The sequence below is a fragment of the Dorea sp. BIOML-A1 genome (assembly GCF_009875615.1).
Taxonomy (GTDB): domain Bacteria; phylum Bacillota; class Clostridia; order Lachnospirales; family Lachnospiraceae; genus Dorea_A; species Dorea_A amylophila.
In genome coordinates, this window is sequence record NZ_WWSA01000045.1 from 1 (window position 1) to 20,436 (window position 20,436).

Here is a 20,436-nt window from a genome sequence, read left to right on the forward strand (position 1 = left end):
AATATCGCCAGCCATAGCATGGCTGACGATACAAAAATTTATTATTTTTTATTGTCCTCTTGACGGGGAGCATACCATCTCCCAGGGGTTATTTTTTATGACTTATTTATCATTTTCAATATATTTCTTATTAATGTCTTTCCACATTTCTGTGTCTACACCATCCCATGTAAGTTTATCCGGATTATAGTATGGATCTTTCTTTTCTTTCATCTGTGATTCATAGTCTTTGTAAAGTGCTATTACCTTTGGTGATAACAAAAGAACAATCAGCATATTTACCCATGTACAGCTTCCAAGTGCCAGATCCGATAAGTTCCATGCGATATCTGATTCCAGATTACCCCAGATAAAGATCAGAACAGGCATTGCAATTCTCATGATCCAAGTAACAACTTTACGTATTTTCGCTTTGGAATCACCCTGGAACAGGTACATAGCTGCTGTCTCTGCTTCGTAATAGTAACTGATCAGACAAGTGAATGAGAACAGTGCCAGCATGATCGCAATGAATGTAGGTGCAATCTTGCCCATAACAGTCTTACATGCCAACTGCACAAAGATCACTCCATTTGTTCCTGCTGCTGCAAGTGCAGGAAGTTCTGCCGAACCACTACCAACATATCCATTCGCTGTGTTGAAGCAGTCTGTTAACAGGATCATCAGTCCCGATGCGGTACAGATGATAACCGTGTCAAGCCATACACCTGCTGCATTCGCCATACCCTGTTTTACCGGATGACTTGTCTCTGCTGCTGCGGCTGTAGGAGAAGCTTCACCCATACCGGATGCACTTGAGAATGTACCTCGCTTAACACCCTGTTGGATGATCACACCGATTGTTCCACCGAAAACTGCATTCTTGGCAAATGCTGCCGTTACAACTTCTTTGATCAGTCCAGGTACTGCTGTAATATTCATTACAATGATTACAATTGCTGCGATCAGATATACAGTTACCATAAATGGTACAATCATAGATGCAATTGCGCTGATACGTTTCACACCACCGATAACCACAACCGCAAGAATCAGGGCAATCACTAATGCACTTACCCACATTGGAATCTTGATCGCATTGTGAAATCCGTCACAGATTGTATATGTAGCTGCTGCAGGCATAAATACAGAAGTTCCGATCATCAGAATCATGGCCATGAATGCACCATATTTCTTCCAGCCAAGTCCTCTCTCCGCACAGTAAGCTCCTCCGCCACGATACTGTCCGTCAATTCTTGTTTTATAAAGAACTGACAACGTACACTCTGCGAAACATACTGCCGAGTTGGTCATACCTGCAAGAATCATCCAGAACAATGCTCCCGGACCGCCCATGTAAATCGCCACTGCAACTCCGGCTACGTTACCTGTACCGACACGCATTGCCATGGTCGTACAAAATGAACCAAATGCTGAAATTCCCGAATCAGAATCCTGCTTATCGATGATTCTGCTCCACATATCCTTAAAATGTACAAACTGGAAACCGTGTAATCTGATTGTAAAATATAACCCACTTCCTACAATCAGTATCAGCATTCCAACGCCCCAGATGTAACTATTCAGGAAATTCACAACGTTGTTTAAACTGTTTAACATATGATATCCTCCATATCCTTTTGATTTGTTAATTTTATCACAATATTTTCAAAAAATCAACAAATTATTCACAATTGCAGATATGTTTTTGGAATTTTTTTGTTTATTTTTACGCATTTATGTATTATATTATTAATTTTTATGCATTCATGCATTGTTTCCCTTGTTAATTTTAAGACAAAAAGTCCTCTCGGGAATATTACTCTCCCGACAGGACTTTCTGTAATCTTTTTATATCTTCTTGTATCATTTTTTCTTTTTTGGCAGCGACAAGATGATCACACCCGCTATAATTCCGACAAATCCTGCCAGATCCATTCCCGAAAAAGCCACATGCATAAAGAGTACCGACATCACCGTTGCTGTCAGCGGCTCAACCGATGCAAACAGACTTGCCTTGGAACCTCCGATCAGACGAACCCCTTCCATATAACAGCTAAAGGACATTACCGTACCAAATATGATCACGACTGCAATGCAGCCGATACACTGCCAGTCCAAAAGGATATCTCCCGTCATCGTCCATGGCTGCACAAATGGTGTCAGACCGATTCCACTGATCAGCATTCCCCAGCCGACCATGGAAAAGGTTCCATAGATATCCATCATATTACCCGGTACGAGATTATAAAATACCGTTGCGACTGCTGAAGCAAGCCCTAATACTAATGTTGTCTTTGACACACTCAATTGCGTAAGATTGCCGTGCGTTGCCAGAAGAACCGTTCCTCCAAATGCCAATACCAACGCAAGTATCTCATTTCCCTCAGGCAGTTTCCGGTTTCTGATTGCCAGAATGACCATAATCATAACCGGTGCCGTGTATTGCAGGACTGTCGCAATTCCGGCATTTGAATCCTGTACCGCCATATAATACGTCATCTGACATCCTGCAATACCGATCACTCCATACACCAGCATACGTAACACATGTCTTTTATTTTTCCAGATACGGAAGATTCCATTCTTCTGCACCATATATGCTCTCATCAGCAAAATAATCCCTGCTATGATCAGCCGGACATTAACCAGCCACGGTGCCATCACTCCTTTGTATTCAAACGAATATTTGCCAAATACTCCGGCGAGTCCCCACAGAAAGCCACCCGTAATCGTCAGTGCAGTTCCTCTTACGATCTCTTTCCGGTCCAGCCTGTCCGAAAGCTGTTCCTTGGATACACTGCTTCCCAAGCTATCACTTCCTATCTTAATCTTCAATCATCATTTTAATGATTTCTTCATTCGTCTCACGCATACCTTCTTTTCCGAGACGTCCGACATTTCTCAATGTCGCCTCTACACCTTTTGTCACGATTCCATCCCCGCCATAAAATTCCTGACCACGGATATACATATTATATCCAAGGATTCCGGCATCTACTGCCGATGCAATCTTTGCCGCACAGGATGCTTTCGCGCCATCGCAGACGATACCTGATACGATTGCCAGTGCATTGACAACCGTATGGATCACTTCCTCATATCCTCCGCCGCAAAGGTAGGCAATACCTGCTCCCGCTCCTGCTCCCGCATTAACCGCACCGCAATATGCTGACAGACGACCGATCGGTGTCTTCTCATGGATTGCTGTCAGATTGGAAAGTGCAAGTGCACGGTAGAGTTTTTCTTTTTCTACGTTCAACTCCTCCGCATATACCATGACCGGTACCGATACCGTAATTCCCTGATTCCCACTTCCGGAATTGATCACAACCGGCAGTTCACAGCCATTCATACGGGCATCGGATCCTGCTGCCGCCATCGCTTTTGCCCGGGTCTTTACATTGTCATCATCCATATCAAGAAGTACTTTTCCTATATTGGCACCATAATCCCCGCGGATTCCTTCTTTTGCAATTGTATAATTATACTCCATCTGTCTGTCAAGAACTTCTTTAATCTCTTCTACGTCTACTGTATTGATAAAGTCCCAGATATCTTTCATATTTAAAAGACTTCTGTCTGTAAGCCCTTCCTCTTCTTCACCCTTGACTTCTGATTCTTTTACAACTTCCCCATTGTGCTCGATCAGCACAATGTTGGTATGATAATTTGCAATCCTTACTTTTGCATACTCATCTCCGTGATATAACGTGACTACAATGTCAAATGTGATACCCTGATCCAGATGTTCAACAGTGATTGGTGTATTCTCTAAGAAATCTTTGATTTTTGCCGAATCTTCCTCTGTCGCCTCTGCAATTACTTCCAGTTCTTTGTCCGGATCTCCTGCCACGATTCCTGCGGATACTGCGGCTGGTATCCCTTTCAGATGATTAGTATTCGGAACGATCACTGATTTTACATTCTTAATAATACTGCCACTTGCCCCAATGACAATTCTGTCCGGCAGACATCCGAGTTCTCTTCTGGCTACCGCTGCCGCATAAGCCAGCGCAATCGGTTCCGTACATCCCATTGCAGGATGTAATTCTTCTTTTAAAATCTGTATGTACGCCTGATATTTTCGATTTGTCTTTTCCATCTCTCTTTTGTATTCCTTTCTTCTATCTATAATACCATAAAACAATTTTTCCTGAAAACGCATTTTATCTTGTTTTTCTCACTTAGACACTGTATCATCAAATAAACGATTCGTAAAATTTAACTTTTTTATAAAATGATTAAAAATATTTTATGCAAGAAGAACGGAGGAATTATGGATTTTCGTGAAATAAACACATTTATACATGTTGCCAATCAGGAAAGCTTTTCAAAAGCCGCCGATGTTCTCGGTTACACACAGGCTGCCGTCAGTATCCAGATCAAACAGCTGGAATCCGAATTAGGCACCCGGCTTTTTGACCGGATCGGCAAACACATTTCCCTTACACATCAGGGAAAAGTATTTTATCAGTATGCTCTGCGCATCACCAGTGAGATTGAAGAAGCAAAAGATGTACTCTCCGGATCCCAGGATCTGAATGGCACACTCAGGATCGGAACGATCGAGTCGATCTGTTCTTCTATTCTGCCGGATATCCTGTCCAGATATCATGCACTTCACCCTGCGGTTGAGATCAGTATCATCACAGATTCCCCGGAAGCTCTTCTTGATATGATGAATAAATCCTGTGTAGATCTCGTCTATTTTATGGATAAACGTATGTACGATCCGAAGTGGGTCAAGATCTTAGAAGAATCGGAAAATATCATTTTCGTTGCAAGTCCGGATCATCCTTGCACAAAAAAAAGTCCTCTGACATTAAATAAAATTATCAGTGAACCTTTTATACTTACCGAAAAAGATGCAAGTTACCGTTTTATTCTGGATCAGTATCTTGCTGCATATGGTCAGGAAATCCATCCACGGGTGGAATCCAGCAGTACCGACTTCATCATTCAGCTTCTGTTGAAAAATGAATTTTTATCTTTTGTTCCTCAGTTTACTGTACAGAATCTGATTGCACAGGGGATCCTGACCCCCATACCGGTCAGTGATTTTGATCTGCATATCTGGCGGCAGATTGTATACCACAAGGACAAACTTCTGACACGGGAGATGAAAGCATTCTTCCAGCTGGTGCAGTAACATTGGAGAAGGGCAGGTTTCCCTGCCCTTCAAACTGTTTTACCGATTTCCGTCAATCTGCAATTTTGCTTAAAATTATCTGTCAATTTCCTCTATTTATCGTTTTTATCACGAATTACTTTCCCTGTTTTTGCATTCTCTTTTTGGATATATTCTTCTAAAGTCGGAAATGCCATTGCTTCCCCGGTACACATTACCAAAAGATCATCCCGGAGTGCTCTTGCTTCTACCGTATCCACTTTTCCAAGTTCTTTCAGCAGGCTAAGACTCTTTTCCTGAATCCCTTCCGATACATCATCCCATTTTTCACGGAATCTGCGCAGCCTGTAGTATACTTCTTTCTCCGATGTATACTTTTTCATAATCTGCAGCATATGCTCTGAACAGCCTTTCAAATCAATGTGTCTGATGATATTTTTCAGATCTACCGCATCGTCCAGCGCATTGTGGCTGACTTCTGTTCCGAGTCCGCAGATGATCTTCAGACTTCCAATCCCCGCACTTTGCAGATCCAGCTTTGCCGAATAAGTTCCTTCTATATCCTTGATCATACGAAGGATTCTGTTCACGATCTTTCTGGTCCGTTTCGATATGTCCTTACGATATTCCAGAAGATCCCGCTGTATCACATACTTATCCGGTCCCCATACATAGATCCTTGATACTTCCCACGCTTCCAGCTGCTCTGCGACTTCTTCCATCACAAGTTCATAATCCGGGGCACTTAAGAGATCTTTCCGCTCTATCCCGGTCATCTCCTGGAACCGGTCATGCAATTTATCTTCTGCATAAATATAGGAATGAAATCTTGTTACTTCTTCAAAATTCTTTCCACAGACTACAAACCCAACCGACACAAGCTTGGCCGGCGGTCCTCCTTTTATCTGGGATGTTAAGAATTCCGTATCCAGGAACGCAACCATCTCGTTGTCGAGTTTTTCTGCGATATTAGGTGTGCTTTGTGTGAACGATTTTTTATTTATATTTTTATTTATGCTCTTCTTTGGTTTTTTCCTGATCTTTGCCAATGAAACCACTCCTTGTCATTTCGTTTTGTTCCTTTTGAAATGATACAGGGTGTGAAGGGATTTTGCAAGTATCTTTATTGCTTCAGTTTTATCCAAGATTCTCCGGTTATGTTGTACTCCTCAATTACTCTGTCAAACGGGAACTATCCTGCTTTCACAATATTCACAGCAGTTCCAATTATCACTGCCTCATATGGACGCAATACATTTCCTTCTCTGTCATCCTCATAATTCCGAATCCAGACTTCCCCATCTTTCCACTCATCAAGCAATGGGCAGCTAACTTTCTCATCCGTAAAGTTTGCACATACCAGCATCTTTGTATGCTCATCTGTTCTCGTATAGGTAAAAATCTTCTCATCTTCCGGCAGAAGAAGGTCAAATTTTCCATCCACAAATACTGGATTTTCTTTTCTTAAACGAATCAGCTTCTGATAATAGTAAAATACCGAATTTTCATCTTCCAGTGCCTCTTTGGCATTGATCCTGATATAATTTGGATTCACGGTAAACCATGGTTCTCCTGTTGTGAATCCTCCGTTTTCCTCTCCGCTCCACTGCATTGGAGTGCGGGCATTATCACGGCTTCTTGCGTAGATAGACTGCATGATTTCTTCTGGCTGATATCCTTTTTCCAGGCGCTCTTTGTATATATTCAATGTCTCAATATCTTCATATTCCTCAATGCTGTCAAACTGCACATTCGTCATTCCCAGCTCTTCTCCCTGATAAATGTAAGGAGTTCCCTGCATTCCATGAAGCATTGTCGCCAGCATTTTTGCCGACTCTTTTCTGTATTTTCCGTCATTTCCCCAGCGCGACACGATTCTGGGAAGATCATGGTTATTCATGAACAGGCTGTTCCATCCTGTCTGATATAAAGTATTCTGCCACTTCGCAAGGCATTTTTTCAGCTTAACCATATTTAATGGAATAGTATCCCATTTTTCCTTTCCTTCTTCCTGATCAAGCATAATATGCTCAAACTGGAAAACCATGGAAAATTCACTTCCATCCGGATTGCTATATTTCTTTGCAATTTCCGGTGTTGCTCCCCAGGCTTCTCCAACAGTGATCATATCCCCCTTCTGAAATGTTTCCCTGCTTAATTCACGCAGAAATTCATGCAGCTTTGGTCCATTATTTGTAATCTTAAGATCTGGCTCTTTTGCAATCTGATCGATCACATCCAGACGAAATCCACCTGCACCTTTTTCCATCCACCAGAGAATCATATCATAGAGTTCTCTTCTCACTTTCGGATTCTCCCAGTTCAGATCCGGCTGTTTCACTGAAAACTGATGAAAATAATACTGCCCCAGTTCTGGAACCCACTCCCATGCCGGTCCTCCGAACGCAGAATTCATATCATTTGGATAAATACCCTCTTCTCCGTCACGCCACACATAATAATCATGATACGGATTGTCTTTACTTTTCTTTGCCTCCAAAAACCATCTGTGTTCATCAGAAGTATGATTCAACACAAGATCCATCATAATTCGAATTCCGCGTTTCTTTGCCTCCGCAAATAACTGTTCCATATCTTCCATTGTTCCGAACATCGGCTCAATATCCTGATAATCTGAAATATCGTATCCATTGTCATCCTGTGGCGAACGATACACTGGTGAGAGCCAGATTGCATCTATTCCAAGTTTTTTCAAATAATCCAGTCTGCTGATAATTCCTGGAATATCACCAATTCCATCTCCATCCGAATCTTGAAAGCTTTTCGGATAAATCTGATATACAACTGCATTTCTCCACCATTTATTCTTATTTCCCATACTCATTCTCGATATCTCTCCGGCAGATTTTCTGATTCTACCGGGATATCCTCTCCTTTCTAACCATATACCTAGCTTATTTTTTTCTATATTTTAACGGAGAAACTCCATATGTTTTTTTGAAGCTTCTGATAAAATAGCTTACATTCTGATATCCACTCTGCATTGCAATCTCTGTAACAGGAATATCCGTATCTTGTAACAACTGTTTTGCATGCTCTAACCTTAAATGTGTTATATATTGCGAAAGGGTAATATGAAAATGTTCCTTAAAATATCGCGATATATATTTTTCCGAAAGATGAAACTGCTCACTAAATTCTTTTAATGATATCTTTTCCATAAAATTCTGCTGTATATATGAAATCATTTCTTTTTCTATCGTATTTCTCCCGCTTTTATCATTTTCGATTACAAAGCCCCTCTCCCACATTTCAAGAATAAATTGTAAAAGAATTATTTTTGTCTTTATCTGAGCAGTTATTATGGACTCAGTTTTCTTATTTTTTGCCACATATATTTCAACCAACTGCTCACATAGTTCTTTTGCTGTATCTTTTACTCTTGGACTTATCATCAGATGACCATTTTTTAACGGCTCCAGTAATTTATCATCCAACATGTCATTTATACAAAAAGATATGTATTTTAACGGAAAAAGGAAAGTAAAATAATCCACTGTACCAGTCTGTGAACCCATAAAATGCAGATTGCCCGGCGACACTACAAAAGCATTCCCGGGGGTTCCAATATAAGTTTCTCCTGATATACTAACCGTCAAAAAACCGCTTTTTACATATATAATTTCCAGTTCATCATGCCAATGAACCGGTATCTGAAATGATCGTCCTTCATTTTTTATATGATATATACTAAACGGATCATCCTTTGTACCATGTGGTTTATTTTCCTTTAATTCAAAGTACATAATCTCTCCTATACTTCTACAAGACCTTTACTTTTCCATTTTCCACTCTTCCATCTAAGTACCATTCCCACAGCTCTCGCACATTCGTCACCTGCCATAGCAATATATGCTCCTACAGCCAGAAGTCCCATGTGTATTCCGAGAAAATAGGTTCCGCCAACTGCAAACAAATACATAAATATCGCACCTAATATAACCGGAAAAAGTGCGTCTCCGCTCGTTTTTAACGCCTGCCCATATACAAGGTTTGTTACCCTTCCAAGTTCAAGAAATATATCTACTATTAACAACTTTACCACAAGATTTATCATCTGTGAATCATCAGTAAATATATGCACGATAAAATGTCCGGCAAACGCAAAGGTCACGGAAAAGCATGTCGCTGTGATGATACCATATATCGCAGCTTTTCTCGTCCCCCTGTTACATTCCTCAAACTCTTTTGCTCCAATTCTCCAGCCGGTCATAATTGCATTTGCCTGAGCAAGGGCAGCTCCCACGCAATACGAGAAATTTGCAATCTGTACAGCATATGAACGCGCTGTAACATTCATTCCGTCCACATCCATCTGATTCATAAAACGCACTATAAATGTCATTGCGATGTTGTAAAGTGCTGTTTCAAGCGCAGAAGGAAAACCAATCTTAACAATCTGTGCAAATATCTTTCTTGATGTAATCCGCTCAGGACTCTGTTTTGCTTTTATAAGTACAGCCCCCATGCCGGCTACAATAATAAGATTTACAACTCTCGAAATAACCGTGGCAACAGCAACTCCCATCACACCCCAGTTGAATGCAAATAAAAATACTGAATTAAGTATTATATTGAGAACATTTCCAACAACAGTTCCTATCAAAGAATGTTTTGTATATCCAAACACTCTCAAATAACTGGAGAAAATAGGAATCAGTGCATTTAAAAAACATGCACCGCCAACAATTCTAAGATATATTTCAGCCGGCTCAAGCAAAGCCGGAGCAATACTTACGATTCGAAGTATCCCACCAGAAAAAGTAGCAAGAACGACAGACATTACGATACCTATCAATGCGTTGAATATAAGTCCAAGTTGTCTTGCCTGATATGCTATCCCCGGTCTTCCGGCTCCGATATTTTGTGACATAACGGCTATCATACCCGATGATATTACTCCAAACATAATAATAAAAACACCTATATATGTATTTGCTGTTCCCACTGCTCCTACAGCCTGATCACTTACAGATGATAGCATAAGCGTATCAACCATACCTGAAAGCATATAAAATAAAGTTTCTAAACATATTGGCACAGATAGCTGTGTTAATGTTTTTCTTTCCGCTGCCATAGTTTTTCTCCTCGCATACAATTCAAGAATACCATATCAATAATACGATATATTTCTATGTAATTCTTGTATAATATCATGTGAAAATTGCACTATTTCTACTCAATACTCTCGTATATAACAACACCGCTTCCTTTAATCTCTGGAACTCCTTTATTAAGTACAACTTGAACACTGGACTGATAGCAGACGCAAATTCAAAAGCAATATCTTTATGTGCGAATATTCCGCCGTATTTACCTCGCTTAATGGTCTGAGCACGAATGTTCTCATGTTCAATCTCTGCCACTGCTGACAGAACAGATATCATTAGCTTCCCGGCATCTTTAGATGAATCAATTCCATCCTCTACACAAATCAGATTCACACCAAAATTCTGCATATTTCCTAAGTTTGTCCTTCTGTGCCTCCAAGCTGTAACCCTCAACCTGAATTGCTGTTGATACACGAGTATATATATAGCATTTTGTTTTCTTTTCCAATACATTCACTTCCCTCTATTGTGGTAAAATCAACGTCGGGTTTTTTAACAGTGTGGCAATAACCGGGGCATATTTAGATATTCCATAATCTTCAACAATACTGGTTATTCTAGCGCCTGCATCCTTTGATGAAGCACCACATAAGAAAACTCTTTCATCATCAGTTCCATAATCCAACACTATAAATCGATCATGAAATATACCGCCTGTCTTTTTCATTGATATTTTTACGGATGGATATTCTTTGCAAAAATCCGTAAATTCTATATTATGAAGTTTATTATTGCCAACATTATCGCTGAATAAGGTAATATTTACTCCTGTAGGAGAATTTTTAAGATGTACCAGCGTTCTTAATCCAATATAATTGTCAACGACATATATTGACAACTTTGCCTGCTTATAGATGGACTCATATACCTCATCTGCACTACTAAATTTTGCATTAAACATGAGCCACTTTTCATCATCATCTGAAACAAAGCTGTTCATCATATCCGCCAACTCGGATTTAGTCACAACATCCTTCAAGCCTTCTGCAACATCTGAAATCTGCTTTTCAAGAGATATCATATCTGAGTTGATTTTGTTAATTTCTATTTTGTTGTTAGCAGTTTCCATGCTTAACTGAAGAATTTCCCGCTGACCTATAAGATCACGATTTTCTAATATGTAATCTTTCATTTTCTTAAAGGTTCTTATTAATGCCTTGCTCTGCTTAACAGCCAACGGTCCTTTCAAGACAGTCATCAACATATATAATCCTTGCTCTGTAAATACATGAGGATTATAACGACTTTTTGAACTTATATTTGCGGTACAATTTTTGTACCGCAAATCTTCTAATTCCTCATCTGTCAATTCAAACATAAAATCTTCATCAAATTTTTCAATATTATTTTTTACCTGTCTATTAAATCCCTTCGTATCATAGCCATATATCTCTGCTAAATCAGCATCAAGCAATACCCTTTTACCCCTAATTTTATACAGTTTTTCTTTTAGATATTCTTCTGTTACTTCTATTACTGCAACATCGATTTCTTTCTTTTTATCTTCTGCCATAGAACTCCTCCATCCATTTGGCGGTCAAAAAAATTGTCCGCAACTCTCATATTACATATTGCTGACGTCAGTAAAATGGTCTATTCCTCTTTTTTCTTCATTTTGTCATAATACGCTTTATACCTATAAATCGTCCGCTCACTGACATTGTTCCGCTTCGCAATTTCTATCATCGTCATACCACTCTCATATCCAATGACAAAATCATTATAAATTGCCATCCATTTGGCGTTATGTTTCTGCCGCCCGCTTAATTTACGATTTCTGTAATACTCCAATTCCTCCCGAAGTTCTGCATTCTCTTTTTCCAACTCCTCAATTCTTTTTAACGCCTCTTCAAGTGTTACAGATTTCTCCATTATCCTGTCCTCCGTTCATGTCATTTTCATTTTGTCTATATTATATATATCTGTGTTTCTTTAGTCAATCCGATTATGTCATGTTGCGTCATTTTTTACAATATCTTTCATACAATCGAAATACCGCTGATATCGTTTACAGGCTAACATTGCAGACCTACGTGCATGATACTGAAAAGATGGTTGGACGTTCTGTTGATCTCTTTGAAAAAACAACACAAGCAAAAACGTCATAAATAAAATATTGGGAGTGAATCCGCTGATTGTTCAGCGTGTTCACTCCCTTTTCTTTGTTCAGTAATGATTTTAAAAATTGCGGTGGCAAATGGGTGGCAAATAGACTGAACCACACCTATAAAACCGCCTATTTCCGTGATAATAAGCACACAGTTTCGACATGTGTATCACTGTCCAAACTCATTTCCATATCTTCCTCAATAATCGGAAGCTTGAATTTGATGGATTTGAGCCACTGACCGTTTGGCTGTCGTTCCTCATAGATATGGATTTCAGAAATCAGCGATTCCATAATCTGTCGCTTCTCCTGCTCGTCCATGACAGCGTACAGCTTTTCAAAATAAATCAGCACTTTGTAGATATTGTCAGCAGTGAGTTTTTCTGCTTCTATTGCCATTTTCTTTGCTCTGGCTTCAATCAACAGATTCTCCGTATCCTCTATCTTATCATACATTTTATAAAGGCGATCATCAAGGTCTGCTTTACGCTTGATGTAGTGCTTATCATCTGGGTCAAGGGTATCAATCTCATCAATCAAACGGGACTTCGTAGCATAGCTCTGACGAAGCTGTTTTTCATAATTGGCAATCTCCTGTTCAATGGCGGATGTATCTATCTTCATATTGATTTTTTGCTGCATCATCGCCGCAAACTTCGGATTGCTGACCAGTTTGATAATAACCTCTGCAACAGCACCGTCCAGCAATTCCTCATTGATTTGCTTCTTGTATTCACACTTATGACCACGGGTCATAGTGCGGTGTTTGCAGCCATAATAGAAGAAATCCTTATATTTCGTGCCGTCCGGCTTGTGCTTGATGCTTTTGTTGCCGTACATTCCGGCTCCGCAAATAGGACATTTAAGTAATCCGGTCAGCAGGTGTACCTTGTTGTCTTTACCGTTGTTGACCTTTTCATACTTCTTCGCCTGAGCAAGAAGTTTTACTTGGGCTTCATGCCAGAGTCCTTCTGATACAATGGCTTCATGCAGACCGTCAACTAACAGATAATTTTCCTGCTCCACAAGTCGGTAATCATTGCGAGTTCCATGTACCTTTTCTGTTCTTCTCCTGCCGTAAGCAATTTTACCACAGTAAACGGGATTTTTCAAAATTCTGCGAATCAGGGCTGCATCAAACAGAGGATTTTTTCCATTCTGCCGCTGAATTTTGTTGATACCGTGATTGGCAAGGTATTTCGCAAGTCCGTTAGCTCCTATATCGGTATGCACATACTGGTCAAAGATAATGCGGATTGCCTCGGCTTCTTCCTCGTTGATATACAGCATACCTTTTTCCAATTTGTATCCGTAGGGAGCAAAACCACCGTTCCATTTACCCTCACGAGCTTTCTGGATTCTGCCTTCCATCGTCTGAACACGGATATTCTCACGCTCAATCTCGGCAACCGCAGAAAGCACGGAAATCATCAGCTTACCGGCATCTTTGGAAGAATCAATGCCATCCTCCACACAAATCAGATTGACATCGAAATCTTGCATCACCTGTAAGGTAGACAGCACATCTGCCGCATTTCTGCCAAAACGTGATAACTTGAACACCAGCACATAGGACACGCCATCTTTACCGGACTTGATATCCTCCATCATGCGGTTAAATTCCAATCTGCCCTCAATGGACTTTCCCGATTTACCGGCATCCTCATATTCACCGACGATTTCAAAATCGTTGAACTCAGCATAGGCTTTCATTCTTGATTTCTGAGCATCCAAGGAGTAACCGTCTACCTGAACGGCAGTAGATACTCTCGTATAAATATATACTTTTGTTTTTTCTTTCATATCGCCATCCTCATTTGTGCCACAGCCTGTGGCATAATTCAGCTTTCATCGTCTGTTATTTTTTGCCGTCAGTTTTCTGTTCCAACATCTTTATCGAATTTAAATAATCATTTTCCACGTCGCTGAGCGTTCTTGTCTTATATTTTCGATATTCTCCAGTCGCTTTATCAACAGCCTGCTTATGAGTAATGCTTCCATTTCCAATTAAAAGCTGCTCTCCACTCATGGTAAGAATGCGATCCAGATGCTCTGCCCAGTCCTGCATCGTCATTGCCTGTTCACGCTCTGCCTGACGTTCCGCAAAATCCAGATACCCGGATACAAGTTGTCCCATAGCACGAAGCTCTTTCTCATTCAGATAGTTTTTCGCAACAATCGCTTCTTTGAGTGTCGGCTGATTACCGGCAAAGGTGGTAAGTCCCATGAACTCTTTTTCCGCATCCGCTCTTGTATAAATCACTTCTGCCGCAGTCTGTCCGTGAATGGCATAATGAATTTTATTCTGAACCTTTTTGAAAAAACGGATAGAGATTTCCGCTTTCGGGTCGTAGTCAATGCTGGTGGCATAGATTTCAAGCACCTGACGATAAAACACCTTTTCCGATGCACGGATGTCTCTGATTCTTTCAAGCAGTTCCTTGAAATATCCACCGCCGCCCAGATTTTTCAATCGTTCATCATCCAAAGCAAAACCTTTTTTCATGTATTCTTTGAGAATGTTAGTTGCCCAGATTCTGAACTGTGTGCCACGCTTGGATTTTACACGATAGCCGACAGAAATGATAACATCAAGATTATAGTAGTCAACCTGATAGGTTTTTCCATCTGCCGCAGTTGTTGCAAAATTTGCAACAACTGACTCTCGCTGCAGCTCGCCTTCGGAAAATACATTTTTTATATGTCTTGAAATAGTAGATTTATCTCTCTGGAACAACTCTGCCATCTGGTCAATGGATAACCACACGGTATCCTCATCAAATGTGGTTTCAATTTTTGTCAATCCATCTTCTGTTGTGTAAATAATCATATTGGATTTTTGATTCATATCATCATAATTGTTCACCGGAACACCTCATTTCTAATTGTGCAACGGGGTATTGCGCTTTTATTCTATGTAGCTCTATGCGTTGAGAACAGTAGCTCTCGCATAGAGTTTGGACACTTATTCCACGACTATTATATCATTGCTTTTCCATCAATTCAATAGTGTCACTGGGTTCTTCAGATGTGTTTTCTTCCTCCAAACAAGACGGCGGCTCTGGAAGATTATCAATATCCAGAACCGCCGCATATTTTTCTATTAAATTTGCAAGTAAATCGGCAAAACCATTCCATTTATCTGTCAATAGTGCTCTCCTTTCTTTTTCGTCCACGTTCCTGCGGAATGTCCTGTTTCTCTTTTCCTCTGGTCAAAACGGCATTAAGAAAAGCCCGTACCCTTTCAGGTGCGAGCTTGACAGCATCCAGATACGGCTGAGCCTGTTCCAGAAGTTTCTCATATCGTTTTTTCCATACCCCAGCATCTTTCTTGGCTGTTTCATATTTCTGCTGGTATTTTAATTTCTCCGCTTTTTCAGCAAAGCTGCTGACAGCATAATTTTTGAGAGTACGGCATTCATCGGGTGTCAAGACGATGTTCCCGGTAAAAGATTTCTTACCCATCGACTCCAGCTCCTGAACCGTCACCGCTATTCCGGTTGCCGCCTTAGTCTGTGCTTGCAGGGATTTAAGCTCCTGCTTTTTCTTCTCCGCAGCCTGTGTAGTATCGTCAAGCTGTGCTTCTTTCTGGTTCAGTTCCGCCGTCACAGCTTCCAGTCGCTGCTTTTCCTTTGCCACCTTAAACTGGGTCACAGTCAGATGTTCCTCGGTGCTGTCACGCTCTCCACGTTCCACATCGGTATATCCGGCAGCTCTCATGTGCTGAAAAAAATCATCCTGTAAAACAGAATAGGATTTTCGGAGAACAGGCTTACCATTGACTTGCAGAATTGGTTTTCCATCTTTGTCCACAGCAGGTTTGGACAGCCACTTTTTACTGCGGCTGACCTGCATAATGGTTTCCTTTACCGTTCCTCTGAGAGCTTCATCCTTGCAGCGTTTCGACCACAAAATCTGTTTCTCCACCACAGGGACATAGACCACATGAAGATGATAATGGAACACGTCCTTGCCAAGTGCTTCGGACATCGCCCGGTTAATCTCGTCAGCGTGCATGACTGCCGAGAGGATATACTGTTCACCGCCAACAATCTCCACAGCGGATTTATAGGCTTCCTCATAAAACTGTCTGGCGTATTCATAACCGCCGTGATTGTCGAAGTACGCAGAGTTCACATCAAAGACCATTTCGTTGAAATGGACGGCATCCGCCTTCAGACCTCTGGTGGAAATGATGTTGTCAGCTTTCATCTGCTCAAACATTTCAGCGTAGCTCCCGGTAGGTTCTTTGAAGTGTACGTTGAGGGAACTTCTTTCCGGGATAATATCTTCGTTACTGTATATTTCTTTTTCACGCTCATTGTGTGCCTGTGCATCTCCGATGTCATTATCTGTGACATCCATATTTCTTGCACAGGTACGGTCAACTCCGTCATTTCTTGCCATATTTTTCCTTCCTTTCTTTGGGATTTGCAGACAGGTAGCTTTGGAGAGGCACTTCTGCGGAAGTGTAATAACCCACTATGACACTTTCATCCATACTGGCTGCAAAGTGCCGTGGGCTCTCCCGAGGGGCTCTCCGAGGGTAATGCGGTCGCTGCGGCGACCTCTGCCGAACATCAGAAAGTTGTCTGCTCCTCTTTCCAATGTCCGGCACGGACGGCTGCTGTTTTGCGAAACCGCCCCGTCCGTTGACAGAAAAAAGACTGACTTTTTCCTGTCATTTGGGTACGTCACGAAGGTTTTATACAGGAGTGATTTACGCTCGTACGCTGTGTACGTACGTACCAAAAAATCAATCCCGCCATTCCTCCGGTACGTACGTACACGGCGAAACGTCGTAAAACCCATTTATATTCGGACGGGCTACGGCTTCAATTCCCATGAATCCCCACACCCTGCGCCCGGCAGAGTTTGTGATTTTGTTGGTGTGTTCCAGATTGTAGCGACTTAAATTTGCCACCACACTGTCACTAAAGCTGCGGGATTTCAGGGGCGGCAGAGAATTTTCCTCACACCACATCCGATAAATTTCGTACAGCTCCTTGGAGCTGATGGAAGCATCCGCTTTCAGCCGGATATAGCCCTCAGACTCCATGAAGTCGAAAATATTGTTGTTGTCACGCTTGACGGACTCTCGGTTGGTTTTGGTGCGCTCACTTTCCGTGAATTTGAAATTGTTGGCAACCAGACGCTGCAATCCCTCAAACGCCCAGAGGAAAATGCCCTCCACCTCAGCTTTCATCTTCTGGGCGAGGTCAGGGTCATCCATTCTTCCGGCAGGCTTTTCCTTTGTGGTCAGCACAAGCTGTCTGCGGTAGAAACCGTCACTTCGGTCATACAATGCCTGTAAATCTCCGTTGGAGAAAGCCAGCAGACGGGCGAACATCCAGCCCTGATAGCTCTGTTTGCCCTTGCGCTCCAAATCCATTTTCCCTTGAGCTGTCACAATGGATTTCACATAATTGGTCTGGCGCAAGGCTTCCATTCGCATATCATCATCCACGCATAGGAGGATATGCTCCAGATCGGCACGGGCAAATCGGTTCTCAGAGATTTTACCAATGCTTCCGTCCTTCATGGAACTGCCCAGCATTTGCCCCAGCACCGCACCGATTTGGGATTTACCCTCGCCGCCATTGCCCTTAATGACCATCATCCTCTGTCCTTTATTGGAGGGAATCAGGCAATAGCCGATAAATTCCTGCAAGGTAGGGATGTCCTCCGGGTAAAGCAGACCATTCAGAAAGGAAAGCCACAGCACAGGTTTCGGAGTATCCGGGCGATAGAAAACCGGGAGCCTGTTTCTCACAATATCCGGCTTCCCCTCTGTAAAAGTGCCGTCCAGCATGAGCGTACCGTTTGCCAGATGAATCCTGTCCTGCTCCGGCGGGAAGTCCTCCACATGAGCCGCCAGCTTCATAATCTCAATGATGTTGCTGATTTTGCGGGGAATGTTGTTCACGGCACAATATTTCAATTCTTCAAAGATTTCGCCACGAAGCGGCAGGTCGTCCGTCACTCGACCATCAGGTGTGAAAAAAGCTCCGTTTGCAAAGATAATCTGACGGGTTCTCAGAAAATCTTCACAAAACAGAGCTTCATTGATACTCTTGCCGTCAAACCACATCGGCACATTCATCTCAAGCAATTTCCTGTTCTCTGACATGGCAGCGCACCTCCTTTTTCTGCTCGTCCAGTCGTGTTTGCATTCTTGCAATCGTTCCGTCTGTCAAAAGTTCCTTGACGGTATCAGTCCTTTCTTCCTGATCGCTCATAAGGAGCAAATCGTTCAGATACTCCACATATTCCAGCTTGTGGCAAGCTTCCACGAACCTCTCATCCGGCTCGTCCTCCGGTGCTTCGGGAGCATATCGCTCTTTCCAGTCCTCCAAAAGATGAAGATACCCGGACAGCACATTCATGCAGAAAAGCTCGTCCTGTTTCGACTGATTCACACGGGGACGGTACTTCTTTACCTGTGCCACCACGGACGGCGGCCTGTCCAGTCCGAAATCCGCAGCCAGTCTCTGCGCTGCTTCATAGGCAGACAGGTCAAGCAGCCTTGCCACAAAGTCAATCACATCTCCCTTGGCACCGCAGCCGAAGCAATAGAAGTAATCCTCGTTCAGCTTCAAGCTGGGGTGTCTGTCATCGTGGAAAGGGCAGCAAATCATCCCGGAGCGATTGATTTTCAGCCCGTAGTGTTCGGCGGCTTGCCTAACCGTGACCGCCGCCTTGACTGTTTCAAAAATGTTCATTTGCATAACCTCCTTGATTTTTCTCGATGATTTTTTCATCTGCCTGAATATACGCAGAAAAACGCTTTCAACCGAAAAATCAGGCACTTCCGCAAGCAAAGCAAAAAGCCGCCCCGAAAACTTGAAAAAATGCAAGTTTCGAGACGGCAGTGTTCACACAAAGTTGGTTGATATTGTTCCGTAAATAGAATATAATTGAAGTTAATATGAATCAGGAGGGATGATACAGAAATGAAATACCTGTCTACATTTGAAGTTGCCGAGAAATGGGGTATCTCTCCCCGAAGAGTTGGTATCCTCTGCAACAATGACCGCATACCGGGCGCACAGCGGGCAGGAAGCCGCTGGATCATCCCGGAGGACGCTGAAAAGCCGACAGATGCCCGCATTAAAAGCGGAAAATATATCAAACAGAAAACAGACAGAGGGGAGGAAGCATAATGGCTGATACTTATTTACCCGCCGATGTTCGGAAAAGAATCGTTGATGTAATGAGAGAACGCAAGATGACCCAGCGAGAACTGGCACTTCGGATTGATGTGAATGAAAGCACCATCAGCCGCTTCCTTAGCGGAAAGACCGAAAAGCTGAGCGAAGAAAGCGTTATCCGCATCGCCAGAGTGTTCAATGTGTCCACGGACTTTATCTTGGGTACGACCGTAATCCCGGATAAAAAGAACTACGATATTTCAGAACTGGGATTATCTGTTGAAGCTGCAAAGAATCTTTATACCGGAAAGGTCAACAATGATGTAGTCAACCGTCTGCTGGAAAATCCCCGCTTTGCCATGGTTACTTATATGATTGCACAGTATATGGATGATACCCTTGCAAGAGGATATGCCGCACAAAACCAGATGTTTGCTACCGTTGGCTCTCTGCTGTTGGGACAGAACCAAGCTCCCGAAGCAGTACAGGCAGCCCGAACCGCTAATGCCATGAAAATTCCCGCTTATCAGGCAGACCAGACCACGATTCAAAACACCTTTATGACGGTGGTTAAGGAAATCAAGAAAGAAGCAGGCAGCGATTTGGTCGCAGCCAAGGCAATCAGCAAGGAAGCCACCGAAAAGATGTTTGCCGAGCTGACCAAGGGGCAGGATATGCAGAATCCGACCATCACGCCGGAAGCAGTTGTTGATGCTATTACAGGCAGCATTTCCGGTGTCGATGGAGTCAATCAGGAAGCTCTGGACAACTTTAACAAAGCCTTGCTGGGGCTGATGCAGACGATGGTGCTGCCGGAAGATGATGGACAAGATAACTAACGAGCAGCTCTGTATTGCGGCGCAGAGCGGTGACAAATGGGCAGAAAACGCCCTTGTAGAGAACAATCTGCGGTTTATCCGAAAGACGGCATACGAG

At 42.3% G+C, this 20,436-nt stretch carries 18 protein-coding genes and 1 pseudogene; 3 read left to right on the forward strand and 16 right to left on the reverse strand.

From position 1 onward, the window contains the following. Window positions 1-102 precede the first annotated feature (102 nt). From GT508_RS13490 to GT508_RS13500, 3 genes are all read right to left on the reverse strand, one after another. Window positions 103-1,599 carry an alanine/glycine:cation symporter family protein gene (locus tag GT508_RS13490; RefSeq protein ID WP_161144450.1) on the reverse strand — a complete coding sequence of 499 codons (1,497 nt, stop codon included), beginning with the start codon at window positions 1,597-1,599 and terminating at the stop codon, window positions 103-105. A 246-nt stretch (window positions 1,600-1,845) separates the two neighbouring features. Next, the gene (locus GT508_RS13495; protein ID WP_192934830.1) at window positions 1,846-2,790 is read right to left on the reverse strand and encodes a DMT family transporter; all 945 of its coding nucleotides are present in this window, start codon (window positions 2,788-2,790) and stop codon (window positions 1,846-1,848) included. A 16-nt stretch (window positions 2,791-2,806) separates the two neighbouring features. Then, window positions 2,807-4,084 carry an L-cysteine desulfidase family protein gene (locus tag GT508_RS13500; protein ID WP_161144451.1) on the reverse strand — a complete coding sequence of 426 codons (1,278 nt, stop codon included), beginning with the start codon at window positions 4,082-4,084 and terminating at the stop codon, window positions 2,807-2,809. Window positions 4,085-4,258: 174 nt separating this feature from the next. On the opposite strand from GT508_RS13500, the gene GT508_RS13505 reads away from it, so the two are divergent. Further along, window positions 4,259-5,131 carry a LysR family transcriptional regulator gene (locus tag GT508_RS13505; RefSeq protein ID WP_161144452.1) on the forward strand — a complete coding sequence of 291 codons (873 nt, stop codon included), beginning with the start codon at window positions 4,259-4,261 and terminating at the stop codon, window positions 5,129-5,131. Between the two features lie 92 nt (window positions 5,132-5,223). Here GT508_RS13505 and GT508_RS13510 read toward each other — a convergent pair whose 3' ends face one another. The 13 genes and pseudogenes from GT508_RS13510 to GT508_RS13565 all read right to left on the reverse strand — a co-directional run bounded on the left by GT508_RS13510 (window position 5,224) and on the right by GT508_RS13565 (window position 19,110). Further along, window positions 5,224-6,159, reverse strand: coding sequence for an exonuclease domain-containing protein (locus GT508_RS13510; protein ID WP_161144453.1), 936 nt, complete (start codon window positions 6,157-6,159; stop codon window positions 5,224-5,226). 143 nt (window positions 6,160-6,302) lie between these two features. Then, entirely contained in the window at window positions 6,303-7,949 is a 1,647-nt protein-coding gene (locus GT508_RS13515) for a glycoside hydrolase family 13 protein (RefSeq protein ID WP_161144458.1), read from the reverse strand. Window positions 7,950-8,025: 76 nt separating this feature from the next. Then, window positions 8,026-8,877 carry an AraC family transcriptional regulator gene (locus GT508_RS13520; protein ID WP_161144454.1) on the reverse strand — a complete coding sequence of 284 codons (852 nt, stop codon included), beginning with the start codon at window positions 8,875-8,877 and terminating at the stop codon, window positions 8,026-8,028. An 8-nt stretch (window positions 8,878-8,885) separates the two neighbouring features. After that, window positions 8,886-10,208, reverse strand: a complete 1,323-nt coding sequence (locus GT508_RS13525; RefSeq protein ID WP_118724473.1) for an MATE family efflux transporter — start codon at window positions 10,206-10,208, stop codon at window positions 8,886-8,888. Between the two features lie 157 nt (window positions 10,209-10,365). Further along, window positions 10,366-10,690: pseudogene (locus tag GT508_RS13530) on the reverse strand (recombinase family protein); the annotation flags it as partial. 15 nt (window positions 10,691-10,705) lie between these two features. Then, entirely contained in the window at window positions 10,706-11,755 is a 1,050-nt protein-coding gene (locus tag GT508_RS13535; RefSeq protein ID WP_161144455.1) for an ORF6N domain-containing protein, read from the reverse strand. 80 nt (window positions 11,756-11,835) lie between these two features. Further along, window positions 11,836-12,114: a helix-turn-helix domain-containing protein gene (locus tag GT508_RS13540; RefSeq protein ID WP_055283868.1), complete on the reverse strand. Its 279-nt coding sequence runs from the start codon at window positions 12,112-12,114 to the stop codon at window positions 11,836-11,838. 364 nt (window positions 12,115-12,478) lie between these two features. Then, a complete protein-coding gene (locus tag GT508_RS13545; protein ID WP_161144456.1) occupies window positions 12,479-14,152 on the reverse strand; it encodes a recombinase family protein in 1,674 nt (557 codons plus the stop codon). Between the two features lie 55 nt (window positions 14,153-14,207). After that, window positions 14,208-15,197 (reverse strand): virulence RhuM family protein, encoded by a 990-nt coding sequence (locus tag GT508_RS13550; protein WP_155220044.1) that lies wholly within the window; start codon window positions 15,195-15,197, stop codon window positions 14,208-14,210. Window positions 15,198-15,333: 136 nt separating this feature from the next. Continuing rightward, window positions 15,334-15,498, reverse strand: a complete 165-nt coding sequence (locus GT508_RS14480; RefSeq protein WP_165852585.1) for a hypothetical protein — start codon at window positions 15,496-15,498, stop codon at window positions 15,334-15,336. Next, window positions 15,488-16,756: a plasmid recombination protein gene (locus tag GT508_RS13555; RefSeq protein WP_015538077.1), complete on the reverse strand. Its 1,269-nt coding sequence runs from the start codon at window positions 16,754-16,756 to the stop codon at window positions 15,488-15,490. The genes GT508_RS14480 and GT508_RS13555 overlap by 11 nt, the downstream gene beginning before the upstream one ends. Window positions 16,757-17,105: 349 nt before the next feature. Further along, window positions 17,106-18,479 carry a DNA primase family protein gene (locus tag GT508_RS13560; protein WP_015538078.1) on the reverse strand — a complete coding sequence of 458 codons (1,374 nt, stop codon included), beginning with the start codon at window positions 18,477-18,479 and terminating at the stop codon, window positions 17,106-17,108. Continuing rightward, a complete protein-coding gene (locus GT508_RS13565; RefSeq protein ID WP_330416281.1) occupies window positions 18,454-19,110 on the reverse strand; it encodes a CHC2 zinc finger domain-containing protein in 657 nt (218 codons plus the stop codon). The genes GT508_RS13560 and GT508_RS13565 overlap by 26 nt, the downstream gene beginning before the upstream one ends. Before the next feature lie 192 nt (window positions 19,111-19,302). Between GT508_RS13565 and GT508_RS13570 the strand changes: the two genes are divergently transcribed. Further along, window positions 19,303-19,512 carry a helix-turn-helix domain-containing protein gene (locus GT508_RS13570; protein ID WP_015538080.1) on the forward strand — a complete coding sequence of 70 codons (210 nt, stop codon included), beginning with the start codon at window positions 19,303-19,305 and terminating at the stop codon, window positions 19,510-19,512. Then, complete coding sequence (locus GT508_RS13575; RefSeq protein ID WP_055149782.1) at window positions 19,512-20,339, forward strand: helix-turn-helix domain-containing protein; 828 nt, start codon at window positions 19,512-19,514, stop codon at window positions 20,337-20,339. The genes GT508_RS13570 and GT508_RS13575 overlap by 1 nt, the downstream gene beginning before the upstream one ends. The last annotated feature ends 97 nt before the right edge of the window (window positions 20,340-20,436 follow it).